This is a genomic window from Pelomonas sp. Root1237, assembly GCF_001425055.1.
Taxonomy (GTDB): domain Bacteria; phylum Pseudomonadota; class Gammaproteobacteria; order Burkholderiales; family Burkholderiaceae_C; genus Pelomonas.
In genome coordinates this window covers 233,466-251,568 of sequence record NZ_LMDK01000019.1, presented here as the reverse complement: position 1 = coordinate 251,568, position 18,103 = coordinate 233,466, and the positions used below count along the sequence as shown (strand labels likewise).

Here is an 18,103-nt window from a genome sequence, read left to right as displayed (position 1 = left end):
AATGCGCTCTGGCCGGAACTCGGCGGCGTATCGGCCACAGGCCACTGGAAGTCTAGATCGCTGGGAAATGCGCTCTGGCCGGAACTGGTTCTGCGCGCTGGCGTTCTGGGCGGTCAGTCTAGATCGCTGGGAAATGCGCTCTGGCCGGAACTCATTGATCAAGTGGGTGTCCTGCAGATCCAGTCTAGATCGCTGGGAAATGCGCTCTGGCCGGAACAGTATCAGCAGCACCGCGGCACGCACCACCAGTCTAGATCGCTGGGAAATGCGCTCTGGCCGGAACGGCGACAGAGACATGATGGCCGAGGCCGCGAGTCTAGATCGCTGGGAAATGCGCTCTGGCCGGAACTGGTCATGCCCAACATGAACACGTCGATGCAGTCTAGATCGCTGGGAAATGCGCTCTGGCCGGAACTCAACATCCAATGGAACGCGCTCGGCGACGAGTCTAGATCGCTGGGAAATGCGCTCTGGCCGGAACTCGAAGTCGCCGGCATCGGCAAGTTCATTCAAGTCTAGATCGCTGGGAAATGCGCTCTGGCCGGAACGACATGAGCCAGGGGGCGTAGGTGGTGAAGAGTCTAGATCGCTGGGAAATGCGCTCTGGCCGGAACGCGACCACGCACATGGCCTCGTAGCCGTTCAGTCTAGATCGCTGGGAAATGCGCTCTGGCCGGAACGAGCGCGGCTACAACCCGCAGACCATCAAGAGTCTAGATCGCTGGGAAATGCGCTCTGGCCGGAACAGCACATCAACGTCGATGCCAAGACCGTGAAGTCTAGATCGCTGGGAAATGCGCTCTGGCCGGAACCCGCCTGGCGCTTCGACGCGGGCGACTGCCAGTCTAGATCGCTGGGAAATGCGCTCTGGCCGGAACTGGATCACGCCGCGCGACATCACCAGGCTGAGTCTAGATCGCTGGGAAATGCGCTCTGGCCGGAACTCGCTGCCGGTGAGGTCCTCGCGGCCGTCGAGTCTAGATCGCTGGGAAATGCGCTCTGGCCGGAACCAGCGCAGTTCATGCGAGTGGCAGACGTGGAGTCTAGATCGCTGGGAAATGCGCTCTGGCCGGAACCCGGTGGCGGTCTGGTTGCTGATCCCGGTTAGTCTAGATCGCTGGGAAATGCGCTCTGGCCGGAACCGAATTACCGCGCCATCGTCATCGACAGGGAGTCTAGATCGCTGGGAAATGCGCTCTGGCCGGAACGAGGCCAGGGCGTTGGTGTTGGTGTCCAGCAGTCTAGATCGCTGGGAAATGCGCTCTGGCCGGAACACGAGACCCCGCGCGCCGCCGGTGCCCGCGAGTCTAGATCGCTGGGAAATGCGCTCTGGCCGGAACCGCGCGCTGGCGCGGTGCAACTTCGTCCCCAGTCTAGATCGCTGGGAAATGCGCTCTGGCCGGAACCCCGCCGTCATGTAGGAAGACGTTGATGCGAGTCTAGATCGCTGGGAAATGCGCTCTGGCCGGAACCGCAGAACCAAACGCGCCAAGGCGCACGCTCCTGACGCCGATAAAGCAACATGAACAGGCCGACTTATCAGCGACCGTCGAGAACACAAAGCCCAGGACACGCCTTTTGCCGGCGCCGGTGGAGGGCGCGGGATTTGCCATGACGTAGGGCAGCCTTTCATCCGACGGTGTAAGTTGCGCCCGTCCTGGCCCGACCCAGCCTCAGCCCACAGACCCGAGAGCCCCTCATGCTGATTCGAACGACCGCCCTTCACGAGCCCCTGTCCAGCGAGATCACGCCCCGCCGGGTCTACCTGAACCGCCGCACTGCCCTGGCCGGCCTTGGCCTGGCAACCGCGTCACCGCTGGCCCTGGCCCAGGCCCAGGCCGCGCCAGGTGGCGGCAAGCTGCCCAAGCTGCCGGGCGCCCGCTCGGCCGTGGCCAGTGCGATGGTGATGGAGAAAGTCACCAGCTACGCCGATGCAACCTCGTACAACAACTTCTACGAATTCGGCACCGACAAGGCCGACCCCGCCGAGCGCGCCCACACGCTCAAGCCCCGGCCATGGACGGTCAGCGTCGAAGGCGAATGCGCCAAGCCCGGCCGCTACGACCTCGACGCGCTGCTCAAGCTCAGCGCCATGGAAGAGCGCATCTACCGGCTGCGCTGCGTCGAAGGCTGGAGCATGGTGATCCCGTGGGTGGGCTACTCGCTGTCAGAGCTCATCAAGAAAGCAGAGCCCACCGGCAAGGCGAAGTTCGTCGAATTCACGACGCTGGCCGATCGCGCGCAGATGCCCGGGCTGCGCTCGTCGGTGCTGGACTGGCCCTACCTCGAAGGCCTGCGCATGGATGAAGCCATGCACCCGCTGGCGCTGCTGACCTTCGGCATGTATGGCGAGGTGCTGCCCAACCAGAATGGCGCGCCGGTGCGCATCGTGCTGCCCTGGAAGTACGGCTTCAAATCGGCCAAGAGCATCGTCAAGATCCGCTTCGTCGAGAAGCAGCCGCGCAGCAGCTGGGAAGAGAGCGCACCCCAGGAATACGGCTTCTATTCCAACGTGAATCCCACCGTGGCCCATCCGCGCTGGAGCCAGCTCAGCGAGCGCCGCATTGGCGAAGACGGCCTGTTCGCCAAGAAGCGGCCGTCCTTGATGTTCAACGGCTATGAAGCGCAAGTGGGCCAGCTCTATGCGGGCATGGATCTGAAGCGCAATTTCTGATGCGGCGTGCGTTGACGGCGGCGCTGCTCAGCCGCGGCGCCAAACCGGCGCTTTTCCTGCTGTGCCTTACGCCGCTGGCGTGGCTGGTCTTCGGCGCCGTAGCCAACCGGCTCGGTGCCAACCCGGCCGAAGCCATCATCCGCGGCCTGGGCGACTGGACGTTGCGCGGCCTGTGGCTGACGCTGGCCATCACGCCGCTGCGCGAGCTGACGGGCCTGGCCGCACTGGCGCGCTTTCGGCGCACGCTGGGCGTGTTCACCTTCAGCTATGCCTCACTGCACCTGCTGGCCTATGGCTGGCTGGACATGGGGCTGGATTTCTCCGACATCGCCCGCGACATCGCCAAGCGGCCCTTCATCCTGATGGGCTTCACCGCCTGGCTGCTGATGGCGCCGCTGGCGGCAACGAGCTTCAACAAGGCCATCAAGGCCCTCGGCGCCAAGCGCTGGCAGGCGCTGCACAAGACGATCTACGCCGTCTCCGTCATCGCGCTGCTGCACTTCATCTGGATGCGCGCCGGCAAGCACAACTTCGCCGAGCCGGCCGTCTACGGCGTGATCCTTGCCGCGCTGCTGGGGTGGCGCCTCTTCAAACGCCTGAACACGAAAAAGGCGCGACTGGGATAATTCGTGGTTCTGCCCGAACCACCCCATGCCCAACCCCACCTCCATCGACGTCGCCATCCTCGGCGGCGGCCCCGCCGGCTGCAGCGCCGCGTCCTGGCTGGGCCAGATGGGCATGACAGCCCTGCTCGTCGAGCGCGAATCCCGCCTGTGCGCCGCGCTGGCCGGCCTGAACTTCGCCCAGGACTGGGTGCTGGGCGAGCCCGCCGCCCGCCTGGCTGCTTTGGGCGAGCACTACGCCGCCCAGGCCCAGGCCACGCCGGGCATGACGCTGCGCCTGGGCACGCGGGCCGAGTCCGCCCGCCACACGCCCGCAGGCTGGACCCTGCAACTGGCCACCGGCGAGCATGTGCAGGCCCGCGCCCTGCTCGTCGCCACCGGCCTGCGCCTGTTGCGCCCGGCGCGCTACTTCGCCGTGCCGCATGAGCGCGTGCTGGACGCCTCCCAGTTGACCGCCCGCCGCGAGGCCCTGTCGCCAGGGCGCGTGCTGCTGCTGGGCGCCGGCGACAACGCCGCAGAGAACGCCCTTTTCCTGGCCGAGCGCGGCCATGAGGTGACTGTCTGGTCGCGCGGCAGCTGGCGCGCCCAGATCCACCTGGCCGAGCGGGCGACAGCCCACCCCCGCATCACGGTGCAACTGGCCACGCCACTGCCCGAGGCCCTGCTGCCGGACGACCGCGGCGTCACTGTCGGCGCCGAACGTTTCGACTTTGTCGCCGCACTGCTGGGCTTCGAGCCCGAGCCTTCCGCCTTTGCGCTGCTGGACGAAGCCTCGCGCCAACGCGCCTTCGTCGCCGGTGACGCCAGCCGTCGCTGGCATCCATGCGTGCAGACGGCGCTGGCCGATGGCGTGCAGGCGGCCAAGCAGATCGAACTGGCGCTGCGCCCGCAGGTCGCCGCCGCGCCGCAGCGCTACAACAACCGCCAGGTCATCCATCTGCAGGGCCTGCGTTTTCGCGCCAACCTCGGCGTGCTCGACTTCGAGCGCACCGGGCCCCAGCCCATCCAGGTCGATGCCGAGGTCAACCTCGGTGCCATGCCTGTCGTCGCGCGCGACGCCGACATCGGCCATGTGCTGGACTACCGCCGCGTGCGCACGGCCATCATCGACGAATGCACCGCCGAGCACACCGACCTCGTCGAGGCCCTGCTCGGCAAGCTCTGCAACCGCCTGATGAGCCTGCCCGGCGTCGTCGGCGTGCGCCTGAAGCTGACCAAGCTCGAAATCTTTCCCGACTGCGAAGTCGCAATCAGCACCGAACTGGGTGCATGGTGAACAACATGTCTGAACTTGATTTGCCCCCACGCTCGCACGGCGAGCTGCCCCCCGAGGGGGCTGTCAGCGGTTTCGGGCGGCCGGGCACCGCTGACGTCCTCGATTTCGCCGAACAAGCCGCTGCCGACAAGAAGGCCGCGTTTGAGATCAACAAGCTGTCCAAGCGCCTGCACCGCCAGGTCGGCCAGGCCGTCACCGACTTCAACATGATCGAAGACGGCGACAAGGTCATGGTCTGCCTGTCGGGCGGCAAGGACAGCTACGCGATGCTGGACATCCTGCTGAACCTGCAGCAGCGCGCGCCGATCAAGTTCAGCCTCGTCGCCGTCAACCTCGACCAGAAGCAGCCCGGCTTCCCCGAGGAGGTGCTGCCCAACTACCTGCGTTCGCGCGGCGTGGACTTCCACATCGAGAACCAGGACACCTATTCCATCGTCAAGAAGCTCATCCCCGAGGGCAAGACGACGTGCAGCCTGTGCTCACGCCTGCGCCGCGGCATCCTGTACCGCGTGGCCGGCGAACTGGGCGCCACCAAGATCGCGCTGGGCCATCACCGCGACGACATGGTCACGACGCTGTTCCTGAACATGTTCTTCGGCAGCCGCATGAAGGGCATGCCGGCCAAGCTGGTCAGCGACGACGGCAAGAACGTCGTCATCCGCCCGCTGGCCTATGTGAAGGAGCCCGACCTCGTGCGCTGGGCCGAACACCGCGAGTTCCCCATCATTCCGTGCAACCTGTGCGGCAGCCAGGACAACCTGCAGCGCGTGCAGGTCAAGGCCATGATCAACGAGTGGGAAAAGCGCTACCCCGGCCGTATCGACAACATCTTCACGGCCATGGGCAACGTCGTGCCCTCGCACATGATGGACAAGAAGCTCTTCCCGTTCGAGACCATGAAGGCCACGGGCCGGGCCGAGCCCGACGGCGACATCGCCTTCGACGACGATGAAAGCTGCGCGACACCCGCGCAGGCTTCAGTCATCACGCTGCAACGCTGATTTACACGCGGGCAATCTGAGCGGGTCAGAATGACGGCATCTCGTTGATGGAGGTGCCGTCATGAACCGCCGCCTGATTCTCGCCACCCTAGCCGCTGCCTCGGTCGCTGCCTTCACCGGCTGCGCCGGCCCGTACACGGTCTCCGCTGACGTCTCCAGTTATGGCAATTGGCCGGCCGACCGCAAGCCCGGCAGCTATGCCTTCGACCGCCTGCCCTCGCAGCAGCAGAGTGAGGAAGCCGCCAAGCGCCAGGCCACGCTGGAAGACGCCGCCAAGGCCGCGTTGGAAAAGGCCGGCTTCAGGCCTGCCGCCGATGCGAAGAGCGCTGACGTGCTCGTCACGCTGGGCGCCCGCGTCACCGCCTACGACCCCGTGCCCTGGGATGACCCGCTGTGGTGGCGCTGGCGCGGCCGCCTCATTTCGCCGCGCTATGGCTATGTGCCAGGCTGGAGCGGCTTTGGCTGGCGTCACGATCCGTTCTTCGATCGCCGCTACGACCGCGCCGTGGCCCTGCTGATGCGTGACCGCGCCAGCGGCGAAGCCCTGTTCGAGACCCATGCCAGCAACGAGGGCGTGACCATGGGCAGCGACGCCCTGCTGACGCCGTTGTTCGACGCGGCCATGGCCGAGTTCCCCAAGGTCAACCCGAAATCGCATCGCGTCTCCGTGCAAGCCGTCCGCTAGCGGCGAGGACAGCAGGGAACAGCGCCCCGCCTGCCCATAATCGCGGCTTCGTTCAAACGTAGTCGCAAGGCAGGCATGGCGCTCAACATCGTGATCATGGCGGCGGGCAAGGGCACCCGCATGAAGTCCGCAACGCCCAAGGTGTTGCACAAGCTCGCCGGCCGCTCATTGCTGGCTCATGTGCTGAAGAGCTGCGAGCCCCTGGCCGCCAGCGCGCGCATCGTCATCACCGGGCATGGCGCCGACCAGGTCGAGGCGGCCGTCTCGGCTGACGGCATCTCCTTCGTGCGCCAGATGCCCCAGCTCGGCACCGGCCACGCCATCCAGCAGGTCGTGCCGGCGCTGTTGGGTGAAGGCACCACGCTGATCCTGAACGGCGACGTGCCCCTGATCGAAACCACCACGGCCAAGGCTCTCATCGACGCCTGCGCCGGCCACGCCCTGGTGCTGCTGACGGTCGACCTCGCCGATCCCACCGGCTACGGCCGCATCATCCGCGACCCCGATGACGGCGGCGTGCTCGCCATCGTCGAGCACAAGGACGCCACGCCCGAGCAGCGCCTCATCCACGAGGGCTACAGCGGCATGATGGCCGCGCCCACTGCAGCGCTCAAGCGCTGGGTCGGCCAGCTGACCAACAACAATGCCCAGGGCGAGTACTACCTGACCGACATCGTCGCGATGGCCGTCGCCGAGGGCCTGCCCGTGCTGGGCATCAAGGCCCACAGCGAGATCGAGGTGCTGGGCGTCAACGACCCCGTGCAGCTCTCCCAGCTCGAACGCGCCTTCCAGGTCCGCCAGGCGGAAGGCCTGATGCGCGCCGGCGTGCGCCTGGCCGACCCGGCCCGCTTCGACCTGCGCGGCACGCTGACGCACGGCCAGGACGTCGAGATCGACGTGAACTGCGTCTTCGAGGGCGATGTGAGCCTGGGCGATGGCGTGCGCATTGGCGCCAACTGCGTGATCCGCAACGTGACCATCGCCGCCGGCGCACGCATCCACGAGTTCACCCACATCGACGGTGAAGCAGCGGGCGCCAGCGTTGGTGAGGGTGCACTGATCGGCCCCTTCGCCCGCCTGCGGCCCGGCGCACAACTGGGCGCCGAGGTGCACATCGGCAACTTCGTCGAGGTCAAGAACTCGACGCTGGCCAAGGGTGCCAAGGCCAACCACCTGGCCTATCTGGGCGACGCCACCGTGGGCGAGCGTGTCAACTATGGCGCGGGTTCGATCACGGCCAACTACGACGGCGCCAACAAGCACCGCACAACGATCGGCGATGACGTTCATGTCGGCTCCAACTGCGTGCTGGTGGCGCCCATCAAGATCGGCAATGGCGCCACCATTGGCGGTGGTTCCACCATCACCAAGGACGTTACTCCCGGTGACCTCGCTGTCGCCCGCGGCAAACAAGTTGCATTGACTGGCTGGACCCGTCCCACGAAGAAGCGTTGAATAGTGACTTAGTTCCGGGGATTGCTTCACGCCGCTCGAGGTGAGGGGGCACTTGCCGGGCCGGCCCGCCGTTAGGATGGCCCTGTCACGAACACCGCAGTACCCATGGCCCACGAACTCGACTTTGCCGCGCTCTCGCTTGACGATGCCGTCCCGGCGGATCTGGGTGCCTATGAGATCGCCCAGGCCTATCGTGAACGCGATGAGGCTGAAGCTCGGAATCGCGCCCTTGAACTCAAGGCCCAGGCCTGCGACAACGCGGCCGAAGCCTGCTGGTATCTGGCCCGCAGCCTGGGTGCCGCGCGCGACCTGCCGCAGGACGGTGAAGCCAGCCTGGAACTGCTGTTCCAGCTCATCGGCGCCCTGGCTGACCTGCCCACCGAGATTGCCGCGGCGCCGCTGCCGGCAGTCACTGGCGGCCGGGACGACGGCATCAGCGAACTCTGCCAGCAGCTCGAGGCCGCCCGCGAGGTGACCGAGGAAGCGCTGATTGACGCCGAACTGGCGCCCGCCCGCAGCCAGCGCTGCCACTGAACGCAGCCCTGCAACGCAAACGCAAAAGGCGCCCCGAAGGGCGCCTTTGTCATTGGCGCGGATCGCTTATTGCTGGCTTGTCGGCGCCTGGCTCACCACCGCAGCCGGCGGCACAGTCAGGCGGTTATCGACGGCCTTCACGCCACCCGTTGAGGACGCGACGACAGTGGCCCGCTCACGGGTCTGGGTGTCGGGTGCCTGGCCTTCCAGCTTCACGACGCCATGGTCGGTGCTGACAGCGATGGGCACTGCGGCCAGCGTTGAATCGGCGGCGAGGGCCATGCGCACCTTGGCCGTGATGCCGCTGTCTTCGGCCGTCGGCAGGATCTGCTGCGGCGGTTGCGGCTGGGCTTGAGCCTGGGCTTGAGGCGACGTGCCAGGCGCCGTCGAGCCGGCAACCGTGTCAGGCACAGCAGGCGTTGCCGAGGCCAGTGGCGGCGTCGCGGGCGGCATGGTTTGGGTCGCCGTGGCCGGGCCGGCCGCGGTGGGCGGCATCACGATGGGCGCCGAGCCAGGCGGTACGCTGAGCGGCTGGGCGTTCGCTGGCGCGGCGGCCACGGTCGTCGGTGGCGGCAGGGTTGCAGCCGGGCTGGTCGGCGCGCCGCGCAACACCATGTCGGGTCGCGCTGCGGGCGCCGGCGCCTGAGCCACCACAGCGGGGGCGTCAGCGGCCGGCCGGGTCGTCGTCACCGGCGGGCCCAGACGAGTGGTCGCTGCAGGCTCAGCAGGCGCTGGCGCAGCAGCGACGGTGGTCGTCGTGCTGTCCTCTGCCTGTGACGCGGCCGGTGTCTCCGGCGCCGGGGTGGCGGCGGCAACTTCGGTCTGTGGCTCGGCGCTGCCAACCACGATGGCGGGCGGCGTGACAGGTGCCTCGCTCGGCCGGTTCATGGCCCAGATGGCCACAGCGGCGATGAGGGCGGCGCCGGCACCGGCGGGGATCATCCAGTTCATCTGCCGGTCACGCTGCAGCGATGCGGTGGCGGGCTGGGGTCGGGCGTGAACCGGCTCGACACGCGGCGTTTCGGCATGAAGCGGCGTCGTCGCCGACACCTTGGCCCCAACGCCGGTCGGCTTGAATCGCGCCGCGCCGACGGGGGGGACCTTGGCGGCGTGCAGGGGCGCGGAGCCACCGGCCTTCAGCGCATCGGGCAGATGCTCGGGCTTGGTCTCCTCCAGGTGGTTGGCCCAGCCCTCGGCGTGCATCGATTTCGGAAATTTCATGTCGGCCTCCGGTCGTCGTTGTCGACGTTTGCGATGGAGCCGACTGTGAGGTGACCCCGCGGCGCGCCATGCCGGTGCAAGCTCCTTCGCCTTGTAGGACAAAGGGCTTGGGGTGTATGTACTTGTGACCGCTGTGAGGGCGCGGCTTAGAAACCCCCCACCGGCAACGTGCCGTCACGCTGCAGCCAGTTGCGCGGTGAATAGCGGCTGGCCGCGTCCGTCACATGCAGCGTGTAGGCATGGCGCGATTTGTCGGAGCGGTTCGCCGCCGAGTAATGCGGCAGCAGGCCGTGGAAGACGACCAGGGAACCCGCCTCGACCTCCAGTGGAATGGCCTGGCGGGAATCCGCCGCGGGCCAAGGCGTCGCGTCGATCTGCTCCATCCAGGCCTTGCGGCCCTCGCGCACAAAGCGCTCGCGCAGCACGCCGCGCTCGCCCTTGTGGCCGCCGGGCTCGGTCCACAGGCAGCCGTTGTGCAGCGTCGCATCCTCCAGCGCGAACCAGAAGGTAGTCACCGTGATGGGGTCGCTCTCGAAGAAGCTCGCGTCCTGGTGCCAGCGCACCTCACCGCCGATGCCGGGCTGCTTGAAGATGAACATGCTCTGCCAGACCTGCGGCTGCTTCAGCCCGAGCTCGGCCGCCACGCCGCGCAGCGCCTGGCCTTTGGAAAAGGCGCTGAAGACCGGGTCGAGGTCGTGCATCGCATGGCCGATCTTGTTGATGGCCAGGGCCTTGTCGACGCGCAGCCGGCCCTCGGCATCGAAGGCCTCCTCCTCGAAGAAGCAGCGCATCTGGTCGCCGCTGTCGAGAAAGTAATCGTCGACATGGCGCTGCTGCTCTTCGGTAGTGAAGACGGGGCGCTGCTCGCCGGGATCGAAGGCATCGACGATGTCGAGGGCGCGCTGGCGCAGCGCGGCGACGTCGGCGGCCGTCTTGAAGCCGGGGATGACGAGATAGCCCTGTTCGGCGTATACGGAGGCAAGGTCGGCGGAGTTCGTCATGAGCTTGTAGGAAGGAGTTGTGCGGATTGTGTGACCAGTGCGGGGCGCCCACAGTGCGGCCACGTCAACACCCCGGGAGACTCCCGATGAAAGTGCTCAAGGTCCTGCTGATCGCCATCGTCGCGCTGCCGGTGTTGTGCGTGGGCGGCGGGCTGATGCTGTCGCCGAAGTACACGCTCTCGCGTACGGTGAAGATCAACGCCGCGCCGGACAAGATCTACGCCCTCGTCGCCGATCCGCGCAGCTGGAAAGCCTGGAGCGCCTGGAACCAGCGCGATCCGGCCATGGCCATCGAATACAGCGGCCCCGCCTCGGGCGCCGGCGCCGTCTGGGCCTGGAAGAGCAAGAGCCAGGGCGATGGCCGCATGACCTTCACGACGGCCGAGGCGCCCAAGCGCCTGGGCTATGAGCTCTATTTCCCCGACTTCGGCACCACCTCGACCGGCGATTTCCGCCTCGAGACCAACGGTGGTGCCACCCAGGTGACGTGGTCGATGGACGGCGACATGGGCAGCAACCCGGTCTACCGCTGGATGGGCCTGTTCATGGACAAGATGGTCGGGCCGGATTTCGACGCGGGGCTGGCGAACCTGAAGGCGCTGGCCGAGAAGTAGGGCCTGTTAGCCCTGCGGCGATGGGCCGCGAAGGCCCGCCGCAAGGGGCCAATCTAGACGCAGCGTGCAGCCCGCACTCATGTGCGGGCAAGGGCTGCAACAACGAGTGGCCACTTGCGGCGGGCCTTCCCGAAGGGTTGTGGCCAGAAGGGCCGCATGCTGTGTTGCAAATCCTCGCTGGGTATCAACCCAGCTTGCGGTTTGCTGTCGTGCCTGCGGCCCTTCTGGCCACAACGCGACCCATCTCCGCAGGGCTAACAGGCCCAACGAACAATCCCGCGGCCCCCAGCAGGATGGCCGCCGCGCCCAGCCATTGCAGCGGCGCCAGTTCGTGCCCCAGGGCCAGCCAGTCCACGAGGATGGCGACCACCGGGTAGAGGAAGGACAGGCCGCCCTGCAGCGCCGTCGGCAGGCGCTGCACGCCGGCATACATCAGCGCGTACATCAGCCCGGTGTGCACGACGCCCAGCACCACCAGCGGCATCCAGCCCAGTGCCGTCTGCGGCAGGTGGCCGAGGTCGGCAAAGGGCGCCAGCATCAGCAGGCCCACGGCGACCTGGATCATGGCGATCAGCGGGGCGGGCATGCCGCTCAGGCGCTTGGCGACGACGGCCGCCACCGCCCACAGCGCCGCGGCACCCAGGGCCATCGCCACGCCCAGCCCGAAGTTGCCGCCGACATAGCCGGCGCTCGGCCGTGCCTGCACGATGAGCACCATGCCCGCGAAGGCCAGGGCTACCCAGGCCAGCCGCGCCACGCTCAGCCGCTCGCCGAAGAACACCACGCCCAGGCCCATCAGCAGAAAGGGCTGCAGGTTGTAGACCGCCGTGGCCACGGCCACCGAGGCCCGGCCGTAGGCGCCGAACAGCAGCACCCAGTTCAGCACGATGGCCACACCCCCCAGCACGGCCAGCCCGAGCTCCCGCGCGCTCGGCCGGCGCCACAGGCCCAGCACCGTGCAGATCAGCGCCAGCGTCAGCAACCCGAAGCCGCAGCGCCAGAACACGACGTCCAGCGGCGCCAGGCCGGACAGCAACACGAAATAGCCGATCGAGCCCAGCAGGCTCATCGCGCTGCCCATCTCGAGGGCGCCACGGGTAGTGGGGGACACGGTGCTTCCTTGCAATGACGAGGAATGCCATTGTTTCAAGGTCAGCCCGGCCGATATATGCATTAAAGACGGCAATCTGATGCTTCGGCAGAATCAACGACGGCACTTATCCATTCGAACCTAATCATGATCGACGACATCGACCGCCTGCTGCTGGCCGCCCTGGCCGCCGACGCCCGTGCGCCGCTGAAGGACCTGGCCGAGGCGATTGGGCTGTCGCCGCCCGCCACCTCGGAGCGGCTGGCGCGCCTGCGCGAACGCGGCGTGATCCGCGCCTTCACCATCGACATCGACCCACTGGCCCTGGGCTTCACGCTGCAGGCCATCGTGCGCGTGCGACCCATGCCCGGTGCGCTGGCCCAGGTGCAGCAGCGCATCGAGGACATGCCCGAGGCGCTGGAGTGCGACAAGGTCACCGGCGACGACTGCTTCGTGCTGCGCCTGGCGCTGCGCGACATCGGACACCTCGACCAGGCCCTGGACAGGCTGGCCGATTGCGCCCAGACCAGCTCCAGCATCGTCAAGGCCCAGCCACTGCGCCGGCGCGTACCGCCGTTGAAGCTGGAGACCTGACGCTCCTGGCGTCAGTTCAGTTCAGTTCAGCTCAACTCGGCTCCCAGGCGAGCGCAAGGGCCAGAGCCGCTTCCGTGACGGCCCGCCCCAACGGTGTGGCCGGGTCGGGGCGGCGCAGCCGCGGCTGGCTGCCGCTCAGGTCCAGGCTGCCGACGACGGTGCCCTGGTGCAGCATCTCGTAGCCCGTGGCCACTGTTTGCGGCTGCGCGCTGCCTTCGTGGAGATGCACTGAACGCAGCCCCACCGTCAGCTCGCCGCGGCGGTAGGCGCCTTCGCGGCTGAGCTTGCCGCGGCGCATCTGGCCTTCGCCGATCTGCAGCATGGCGGCTGGCGCATTGCCCCAGCGGCAGCTCAGCACCCAGGGCTTGCTGTCAGTCAGCCGGCCATTGGCGCTGGACTCCGATGTCCAGGCCTCGCAGACGGTCGAGCTTTCGCCCCCCGACCCCTGCCAGCTGAAGTTAAGGGGCGTGCGCAGATTGGCGGGCAAAGGCTCGAACAAGGCCAGCCGCTCGGCGCCGCGCTCGTAGCGCACGCGCTGGCCGCTCAGCGAGAACTCGCCCTTGCGTCCCCAGGCCGGCTTGCCGAAGCTCTCCTCCGCCACGCCCGCCACCGACGGCGCCTGAGCCATGTGCGCGTCACGCCCGCGTGCCTCACGCCCGTCGCGCACCGCGGCACAGCCCGCGAGCAGCAAGGCCAGCAGAGTCAGAACGGAAACGCTCAAAAGGCGATGGCGCATGGGCTGGGACTTCGGTCGTGGCAAGGCCTCGACTCTAGAGCCGGGTGAGCCCGACAGCTGTTACCCGGCGTTGCTTCCGTTAATCACCCTGCCGACTGTCGGCTGGCATTGCAGCTGACCGCCCCGCCCCTGCCGCCGGTCGCAGCCCGTGCCGCCGCCACGCATCTCCTCGGCCACACTCCGGCGGATGCGTTACATCACCCCACCGCGCCTGGCGCTCGCCGCCCTCGCCGGCCTCGCCGAAATCCTGCATCTTGGCTGGGAGGCCCTTCATGGCGGCATCGTCAGTCACCATCTGCTGCAGCGCCCCGATCTGCCGGGCCTGTCCAACGCCTGGGGCTTGCTGCTGTTGCCGGCCCTGGCCGCCTGGGCGGCTGGTCGATTGCCGCGCCGCCCGGCAACGATGCAGGAGGGGGCGCCAATCGCGCTGGGTTTCGCGCTGCCCCTGCTGACCGGCGCAGCACTGTCGCTGGCCTTCAGCCTCCAGCTCCAGGCGCTGACCGAGGCGATCTTCTTCGGCATGCTGCTGCTTGCGGTGCTGCTGCCGGCCCATCGGCCGGAAAGCCTGTTCGGCTTCGCGCTCGGCATGAGCTGGACGTTTGGCGCTGTGCTGCCAACGCTGGTCGGCGGCATCATCGCCGGCCTGTCTTGGCTGGTGCGCGGCACGGCCCGCTGGGCCTGGCATGCCGTGAGGCCGGCATGACCAGCGTGAGCTCGCGCGAACTGCGCATCTCCGGACTTTGCTACCTCGCCATCATTGCGCTCGGGCTGTGGAGCGAAGCCTTCGTGCGCGGCAGCCTCGTCGTTGCCGGCGATGCCGCCGCGACGGCCGAGCGCATCGCCGCCCACCCGCAGCTGTGGCGCCTGGGCCTGGGCGCAGACCTGTTGATGCAGGTGCTGGACCTACCGATCATCGTCATGATGTGGCGGCTGCTGCGGCCCGTGAACGAGCCACTGGCACTGACTGCGGCTGGCCTGAACCTCGTGCAGACGGCCATGCTCGTCGCCAACCGCGTGCAGTTGCTCGCGGCGCTGGACCTGCTGACCGGCCCCGCCATGGGCACCGCCTTCCCGCCAGCCCAGCGCGAGGCGCTGGCGATGCTGGCGGTTCAGTTGCACGGCCAGGGCTTTGCCATCGGCTTGGTGTTCTTCGGCTTCTCCTGCGTCATCTGCGGTGCGCTGATCGCTCACAGCGGCGTGCTGCCACGCGTGCTGGGCTGGCTGCTCGCACTCGCGGGCCTGGCCTATCTGCTCAACAGCTTCGCGCTGCTGCTGGCGCCGGCCTTCGCCAGGCTGCTGTTCCCGGCCGTCATGCTGCCGGTCCTGGTGGGCGAGCTGGCGTTTGCGCTGTGGCTGACCGCGGGCAAACACCGACTTGTGAAGGTCACGGCCAACCCCACGTCCAGCGCATCCACACTGCCCTCACCCCCATGAGCGATCCCGCGATCCCCACCCTTTACGACTGGCTGGGCGGGCTGCCCGCGCTGCAACGGCTGACCGAGCGCTTCTACCAGCGCGTGAAGGACGATGCATTGCTCGCGCCCGTCTTTGCCCACATGAACGGCGAGCATCCGGCTCATGTGGCCGCCTTCCTCGCCGAGGTGCTGGGCGGGCCGGCCACCTATTCCGCCGAGCATGGCGGCCATCCGCACATGGTGCGCCAGCATCTCGACCGCCATCTGAGCCAGGAACAGCGCCGCGCCTGGGTCGCACTGCTGCTGGACACGGCCGATCAGCTTGGCATGCCCGATGACCCCGAGTTCCGCTCCGCGCTGGTGGGCTACCTTGAATGGGGCTCGCGTCTGGCCGTTCTCAATTCGCAACCTGGCGTGACGGTGGACGCCGACGCGACCATGCCCAAATGGGGTTGGGGCGAGGTCAAGGGGCCGTATCAGGGCTGATGCGCAAGCACCCCATCGCGTGCTGAAATCGTGCCACTTCAGGAGCTCGCATGAAACGCGTGATCGGCATCGGCGGCATCTTCTTCAAATCGCCCGACCCCAAGGCCCTGGCCGAGTGGTACGGCAAGCACCTCGGCCTGCCCGTCGAGGCCTGGGGCGGCGTCACCTTCCCCTGGACGACGCCCGACAACCCGGGCGGCGCGGGTGGCACCAACTGGTGCCCCTTCAAGGCCGACACCGGCTACTTCGCGCCGAGCACCGCGGCTTTCATGATCAATTTCCGCGTCGCCGACCTGCACGGCCTGCTGGCGGCCCTGCGCGTGGAAGGCTGCAACGTCGTCGGCGAACCGCAGGACTCGGAGTACGGCAAGTTCGGCTGGGTGATGGACCCCGATGGCAACAAGGTCGAGCTCTGGGAGCCGCCGGCAGGGCAATGAGGCCGCTGGTCGCTACTGGTTGATCGGCGGCGCCGACGGCGCGGGCTCGGACGCAGCCTCATCGACGCGCGGCGGGGCCGGTGGCAGGCCGATGCGCGCGATCGCCATGTCGCCGGCGAATTCCGAGTAGAACCAGTTGCCGTCTTGCTGCACCAGACCCTCGTCCGGCGGTGCCAGCTGGGTGTTGGGTTGGCCCTTCAAGGCCACGGCCATGGTCGCGACCCAGACCGGCAGGGCCAGTCCACCACCGGTTTCGCGCTCACCCAGGGACTTGGGCTGGGGATAGCCGATCCAGACGGCACCGGCCCGCGTGGCCTGGAAACCGCAGAACCAGGCGTCGACGGCGTCATTGGTCGTGCCGGTCTTGCCATAGAGGTCCCAGCGGCCGAGCAGGCTGCTGGCCCGCGCACCCGTGCCTTCGCGCGCGACGGCGGCGAGCAGTTGCGAGGTCATGAAGGCATTGCGCGGGCTGACAGCCGTCTTGAAGCGCGGCGCCTCGGCCTTCCACAACACCGCGCCTTGCGCGTCCTGCACGCGGTCGATGAGCCAGGCCGTCGGCAGCTGGCCGGCGTTGGCGAAGGCGGCGTAACCCTGGGCCATCTGCAGCGGCGTCACGGAGCCGGTGCCCAGGGCGATGGTCAGGTTCAGCGGCTGCTTGTCCTCGTCCAGGCCGAAGCGCGCAGCCCAGGCGCGGGCGCGCTGCGGACCCAGGGCCTGCACCAGGTGGATGGTGACCATGTTCTTGGAGCGGGCCAGGCCCTGGCGCAGCGTCAGCGCCTCCTCGTACTGGCCGTCGTAATTGCGCGGTGACCAGTCGCCGACCTCGACGGGCTGGTCGCTGACCAGGGTACCGGCCCAGGCCCCCTGGTCGATGATGGCCGAGTAGATGAAAGGCTTGAAGGCCGAGCCCGGCTGGCGCCAGGCCTGGGTGGCGGAGTTGAACTGGTTGCGGGCGAAGTCGAAGCCGCCCACCAGGGCGCGGATGGCGCCGGTGGCCGGGTCCAGCGTGACGACGGCGCCTTCGGCCTGCGGTGTCTGGCTGAGCTGCCACTGCTTGCCGGACTCCATCACCCGCAGCACGGCACCGCGCTTGAGGCTCTGCAGCGGGCGTAGCGCCTGGCCCTTCAAGCTGATCTTCTCGCCGTCGGCCATCACCAGCTCGGCCGCGCTCTTGTCGACCTTGAGCAGCACGGCGGTGCGCAGCTCGCCGAGGTCGGGGTGGGCGTCGAAGGCGGTCTCCAGGGCCTCGTCGAAGTCTTCGCCTTCAGGCAGCTCGACGGTCGCCTCGGGGCCGCGGAACGGCTGGCGGCGCTCCAGCTCGAACAGCGCATGGCGCAGCGCCTCCTGCGCAGCCGCCTGCTCGGCATAGCGCAGTGTCGTGTAGACGGTGAGGCCACGCGTGTAGGCCTCCTCGCCAAAGCGCGTCACCATCTCGGCACGCACCTGCTCGGCGGCGTGGTCGGCGACGCCGGAGAGGCGCTTGGGCCGGCGCACGTCCAGCGGCTTCTCGCGAGCGGCGTCGGCCTGGGCCTGCGTGATCTGGCCCACCGCCACGAGGCGTCCCAGCACGACAGCCTGGCGACGCTTGGTGCGCTCAGGGTAGAGAACCGGGTTGAGGCGGTTGGGGTCCTTGGGCAGGCCAACGAGGACGGCAATCTCGCCGGTGTTGAGCTTGTCCAGCGGCTTGCCGAAATAGCGCTCGGCCGCGGCGCCAAAGCCATAGGCCTTGTTGCCCAGCGAGATCTGGTTCATGTAGATCTCGAGGATCTGATCCTTGCTCAGGTTTCTCTCGATCTTGATGGCCAGCAGTCCCTCCTGGGCCTTGCGCGCAAAGGTCTGCCGGTTGCTCAGGAAGATGTTGCGGGCCAGCTGCTGCGTGATGGTGGACGCGCCCTGCAGCCGCGTCGGGTGCAGGATGTTGTGCAGCATGGCGCGGCCGATGCCGCTGTAGTCGATGCCGGAGTGCACGTAGAAGTCGCTGTCTTCGACGGCCAGCAACGCGTCCTGCAGGGCTTTTGGGATGTCCTTCAGCGGCACGAAGCGCCGCCGCTCGGCGCCGAATTCGCCGAGCAGCTGGCCGTCCTCGCTGAGCACGCGCAGCGGCTGGTGGGGCTGGTAGTCGGTCAGCGCATCAAGGGCCGGCAGCTGCGCCCAGATCAGCGCCGCCACGATGGCACCCAGCAGCAGGATCGCCAACGGCACGCCCACGAGGGCGGCGAGCCAGGGGCGTTGGAGAAGGAACTTCAGCATGGCGCGCATCC

Annotated in this window: 18 protein-coding genes, 1 pseudogene and 1 CRISPR repeat array (1 of these 20 running past the window's edge); of the genes and pseudogenes, 14 read left to right on the top strand and 5 right to left on the bottom strand. The window is 67.9% G+C overall.

Annotation, left to right across the window (positions count from 1 at the left end; all coding sequences use genetic code 11):
- A CRISPR array of direct repeats spans positions 1-1,472; the repeat unit is 36 nt; unit sequence AGTCTAGATCGCTGGGAAATGCGCTCTGGCCGGAAC (it extends 1,076 nt beyond the left edge of the window).
- Positions 1,473-1,699: 227 nt separating this feature from the next.
- From msrP to ASC91_RS23935, 8 genes and pseudogenes are all read left to right on the top strand, one after another.
- The gene (gene msrP, locus ASC91_RS23965; protein ID WP_056203118.1) at positions 1,700-2,674 is read left to right on the top strand and encodes a protein-methionine-sulfoxide reductase catalytic subunit MsrP; all 975 of its coding nucleotides are present in this window, start codon (positions 1,700-1,702) and stop codon (positions 2,672-2,674) included.
- Positions 2,674-3,300 (top strand): sulfite oxidase heme-binding subunit YedZ, encoded by a 627-nt coding sequence (locus tag ASC91_RS23960; RefSeq protein ID WP_056203115.1) that lies wholly within the window; start codon positions 2,674-2,676, stop codon positions 3,298-3,300. Before msrP ends, ASC91_RS23960 begins: the two co-directional genes overlap by 1 nt.
- 25 nt (positions 3,301-3,325) lie before the next feature.
- Positions 3,326-3,865, top strand: a pseudogene (locus ASC91_RS30495) (FAD-dependent oxidoreductase); the annotation flags it as partial.
- Between the two features lie 312 nt (positions 3,866-4,177).
- The gene (locus tag ASC91_RS30490; protein WP_056203616.1) at positions 4,178-4,573 is read left to right on the top strand and encodes a dihydroneopterin aldolase; all 396 of its coding nucleotides are present in this window, start codon (positions 4,178-4,180) and stop codon (positions 4,571-4,573) included.
- A gap of 5 nt (positions 4,574-4,578) precedes the next feature.
- On the top strand, positions 4,579-5,574 hold the full coding sequence (ttcA, locus tag ASC91_RS23950) for a tRNA 2-thiocytidine(32) synthetase TtcA (RefSeq protein ID WP_082532988.1): 996 nt from the start codon (positions 4,579-4,581) through the stop codon (positions 5,572-5,574).
- A 61-nt stretch (positions 5,575-5,635) separates the two neighbouring features.
- A complete protein-coding gene (locus ASC91_RS23945; protein ID WP_056203113.1) occupies positions 5,636-6,259 on the top strand; it encodes a DUF4136 domain-containing protein in 624 nt (207 codons plus the stop codon).
- Between the two features lie 75 nt (positions 6,260-6,334).
- Positions 6,335-7,714 carry a bifunctional UDP-N-acetylglucosamine diphosphorylase/glucosamine-1-phosphate N-acetyltransferase GlmU gene (gene glmU, locus ASC91_RS23940; protein WP_056203109.1) on the top strand — a complete coding sequence of 460 codons (1,380 nt, stop codon included), beginning with the start codon at positions 6,335-6,337 and terminating at the stop codon, positions 7,712-7,714.
- A 105-nt stretch (positions 7,715-7,819) separates the two neighbouring features.
- A complete protein-coding gene (locus ASC91_RS23935) occupies positions 7,820-8,248 on the top strand; it encodes a hypothetical protein (RefSeq protein WP_056203107.1) in 429 nt (142 codons plus the stop codon).
- Positions 8,249-8,314: 66 nt separating this feature from the next.
- On the opposite strand, the gene ASC91_RS23930 is transcribed toward ASC91_RS23935, so the two are convergent.
- Both ASC91_RS23930 and ASC91_RS23925 read right to left on the bottom strand, forming a co-directional pair.
- Positions 8,315-9,469 (bottom strand): BON domain-containing protein, encoded by a 1,155-nt coding sequence (locus ASC91_RS23930; protein ID WP_082532965.1) that lies wholly within the window; start codon positions 9,467-9,469, stop codon positions 8,315-8,317.
- Between the two features lie 146 nt (positions 9,470-9,615).
- On the bottom strand, positions 9,616-10,470 hold the full coding sequence (locus tag ASC91_RS23925; RefSeq protein ID WP_056203102.1) for a phytanoyl-CoA dioxygenase family protein: 855 nt from the start codon (positions 10,468-10,470) through the stop codon (positions 9,616-9,618).
- Between the two features lie 86 nt (positions 10,471-10,556).
- Here ASC91_RS23925 and ASC91_RS23920 point away from each other — a divergent pair, with 86 nt between their 5' ends.
- Entirely contained in the window at positions 10,557-11,084 is a 528-nt protein-coding gene (locus ASC91_RS23920; RefSeq protein WP_056203099.1) for an SRPBCC family protein, read from the top strand.
- Between the two features lie 184 nt (positions 11,085-11,268).
- Here the strand turns inward: ASC91_RS23920 and ASC91_RS23915 are convergent, their stop codons facing one another.
- A complete protein-coding gene (locus ASC91_RS23915; protein ID WP_082532987.1) occupies positions 11,269-12,195 on the bottom strand; it encodes a DMT family transporter in 927 nt (308 codons plus the stop codon).
- Between the two features lie 126 nt (positions 12,196-12,321).
- Here ASC91_RS23915 and ASC91_RS23910 point away from each other — a divergent pair, with 126 nt between their 5' ends.
- On the top strand, positions 12,322-12,768 hold the full coding sequence (locus ASC91_RS23910; protein WP_056203092.1) for an Lrp/AsnC family transcriptional regulator: 447 nt from the start codon (positions 12,322-12,324) through the stop codon (positions 12,766-12,768).
- Positions 12,769-12,799: 31 nt separating this feature from the next.
- Here ASC91_RS23910 and ASC91_RS23905 read toward each other — a convergent pair whose 3' ends face one another.
- Entirely contained in the window at positions 12,800-13,504 is a 705-nt protein-coding gene (locus tag ASC91_RS23905; RefSeq protein WP_056203089.1) for a hypothetical protein, read from the bottom strand.
- A 187-nt stretch (positions 13,505-13,691) separates the two neighbouring features.
- Between ASC91_RS23905 and ASC91_RS23900 the strand changes: the two genes are divergently transcribed.
- Genes ASC91_RS23900 through ASC91_RS23885 form a run of 4 tightly spaced genes read left to right on the top strand, consistent with a single transcriptional unit; the run spans position 13,692 to position 15,842 of the window.
- A complete protein-coding gene (locus tag ASC91_RS23900; RefSeq protein WP_056203086.1) occupies positions 13,692-14,207 on the top strand; it encodes a hypothetical protein in 516 nt (171 codons plus the stop codon).
- Entirely contained in the window at positions 14,204-14,938 is a 735-nt protein-coding gene (locus ASC91_RS23895; protein WP_157282018.1) for a DUF4386 domain-containing protein, read from the top strand. Before ASC91_RS23900 ends, ASC91_RS23895 begins: the two co-directional genes overlap by 4 nt.
- Positions 14,935-15,405, top strand: coding sequence for a group II truncated hemoglobin (locus ASC91_RS23890; RefSeq protein WP_056203082.1), 471 nt, complete (start codon positions 14,935-14,937; stop codon positions 15,403-15,405). The genes ASC91_RS23895 and ASC91_RS23890 overlap by 4 nt, the downstream gene beginning before the upstream one ends.
- Before the next feature lie 50 nt (positions 15,406-15,455).
- Entirely contained in the window at positions 15,456-15,842 is a 387-nt protein-coding gene (locus tag ASC91_RS23885; protein WP_056203078.1) for a VOC family protein, read from the top strand.
- Between the two features lie 12 nt (positions 15,843-15,854).
- Here ASC91_RS23885 and ASC91_RS23880 read toward each other — a convergent pair whose 3' ends face one another.
- Positions 15,855-18,092 carry a penicillin-binding protein 1A gene (locus ASC91_RS23880; RefSeq protein WP_162247856.1) on the bottom strand — a complete coding sequence of 746 codons (2,238 nt, stop codon included), beginning with the start codon at positions 18,090-18,092 and terminating at the stop codon, positions 15,855-15,857.
- Positions 18,093-18,103: the final 11 nt, after the last annotated feature.

What these genes read in the sequence shown, in the direction of transcription:
- glmU (WP_056203109.1), top strand. Translation starts at nt 6,335, where the DNA reads ATGGCGCTCAACATCGTGATCATGGCGGCGGGCAAGGGCACCCGCATG.
- ASC91_RS23895 (WP_157282018.1), top strand. Translation starts at nt 14,204, where the DNA reads ATGACCAGCGTGAGCTCGCGCGAACTGCGCATCTCCGGACTTTGCTAC.
- ttcA (WP_082532988.1), top strand. Translation starts at nt 4,579, where the DNA reads ATGTCTGAACTTGATTTGCCCCCACGCTCGCACGGCGAGCTGCCCCCC.
- ASC91_RS23935 (WP_056203107.1), top strand. Translation starts at nt 7,820, where the DNA reads ATGGCCCACGAACTCGACTTTGCCGCGCTCTCGCTTGACGATGCCGTC.
- ASC91_RS23885 (WP_056203078.1), top strand. Translation starts at nt 15,456, where the DNA reads ATGAAACGCGTGATCGGCATCGGCGGCATCTTCTTCAAATCGCCCGAC.
- msrP (WP_056203118.1), top strand. Translation starts at nt 1,700, where the DNA reads ATGCTGATTCGAACGACCGCCCTTCACGAGCCCCTGTCCAGCGAGATC.
- ASC91_RS23905 (WP_056203089.1), bottom strand. Translation starts at nt 13,504, where the DNA reads ATGCGCCATCGCCTTTTGAGCGTTTCCGTTCTGACTCTGCTGGCCTTG.
- ASC91_RS23900 (WP_056203086.1), top strand. Translation starts at nt 13,692, where the DNA reads ATGCGTTACATCACCCCACCGCGCCTGGCGCTCGCCGCCCTCGCCGGC.
- ASC91_RS23880 (WP_162247856.1), bottom strand. Translation starts at nt 18,092, where the DNA reads ATGCTGAAGTTCCTTCTCCAACGCCCCTGGCTCGCCGCCCTCGTGGGC.
- ASC91_RS23945 (WP_056203113.1), top strand. Translation starts at nt 5,636, where the DNA reads ATGAACCGCCGCCTGATTCTCGCCACCCTAGCCGCTGCCTCGGTCGCT.
- ASC91_RS23890 (WP_056203082.1), top strand. Translation starts at nt 14,935, where the DNA reads ATGAGCGATCCCGCGATCCCCACCCTTTACGACTGGCTGGGCGGGCTG.
- ASC91_RS23920 (WP_056203099.1), top strand. Translation starts at nt 10,557, where the DNA reads ATGAAAGTGCTCAAGGTCCTGCTGATCGCCATCGTCGCGCTGCCGGTG.
- ASC91_RS23960 (WP_056203115.1), top strand. Translation starts at nt 2,674, where the DNA reads ATGCGGCGTGCGTTGACGGCGGCGCTGCTCAGCCGCGGCGCCAAACCG.
- ASC91_RS23925 (WP_056203102.1), bottom strand. Translation starts at nt 10,470, where the DNA reads ATGACGAACTCCGCCGACCTTGCCTCCGTATACGCCGAACAGGGCTAT.
- ASC91_RS23910 (WP_056203092.1), top strand. Translation starts at nt 12,322, where the DNA reads ATGATCGACGACATCGACCGCCTGCTGCTGGCCGCCCTGGCCGCCGAC.
- ASC91_RS23930 (WP_082532965.1), bottom strand. Translation starts at nt 9,469, where the DNA reads ATGAAATTTCCGAAATCGATGCACGCCGAGGGCTGGGCCAACCACCTG.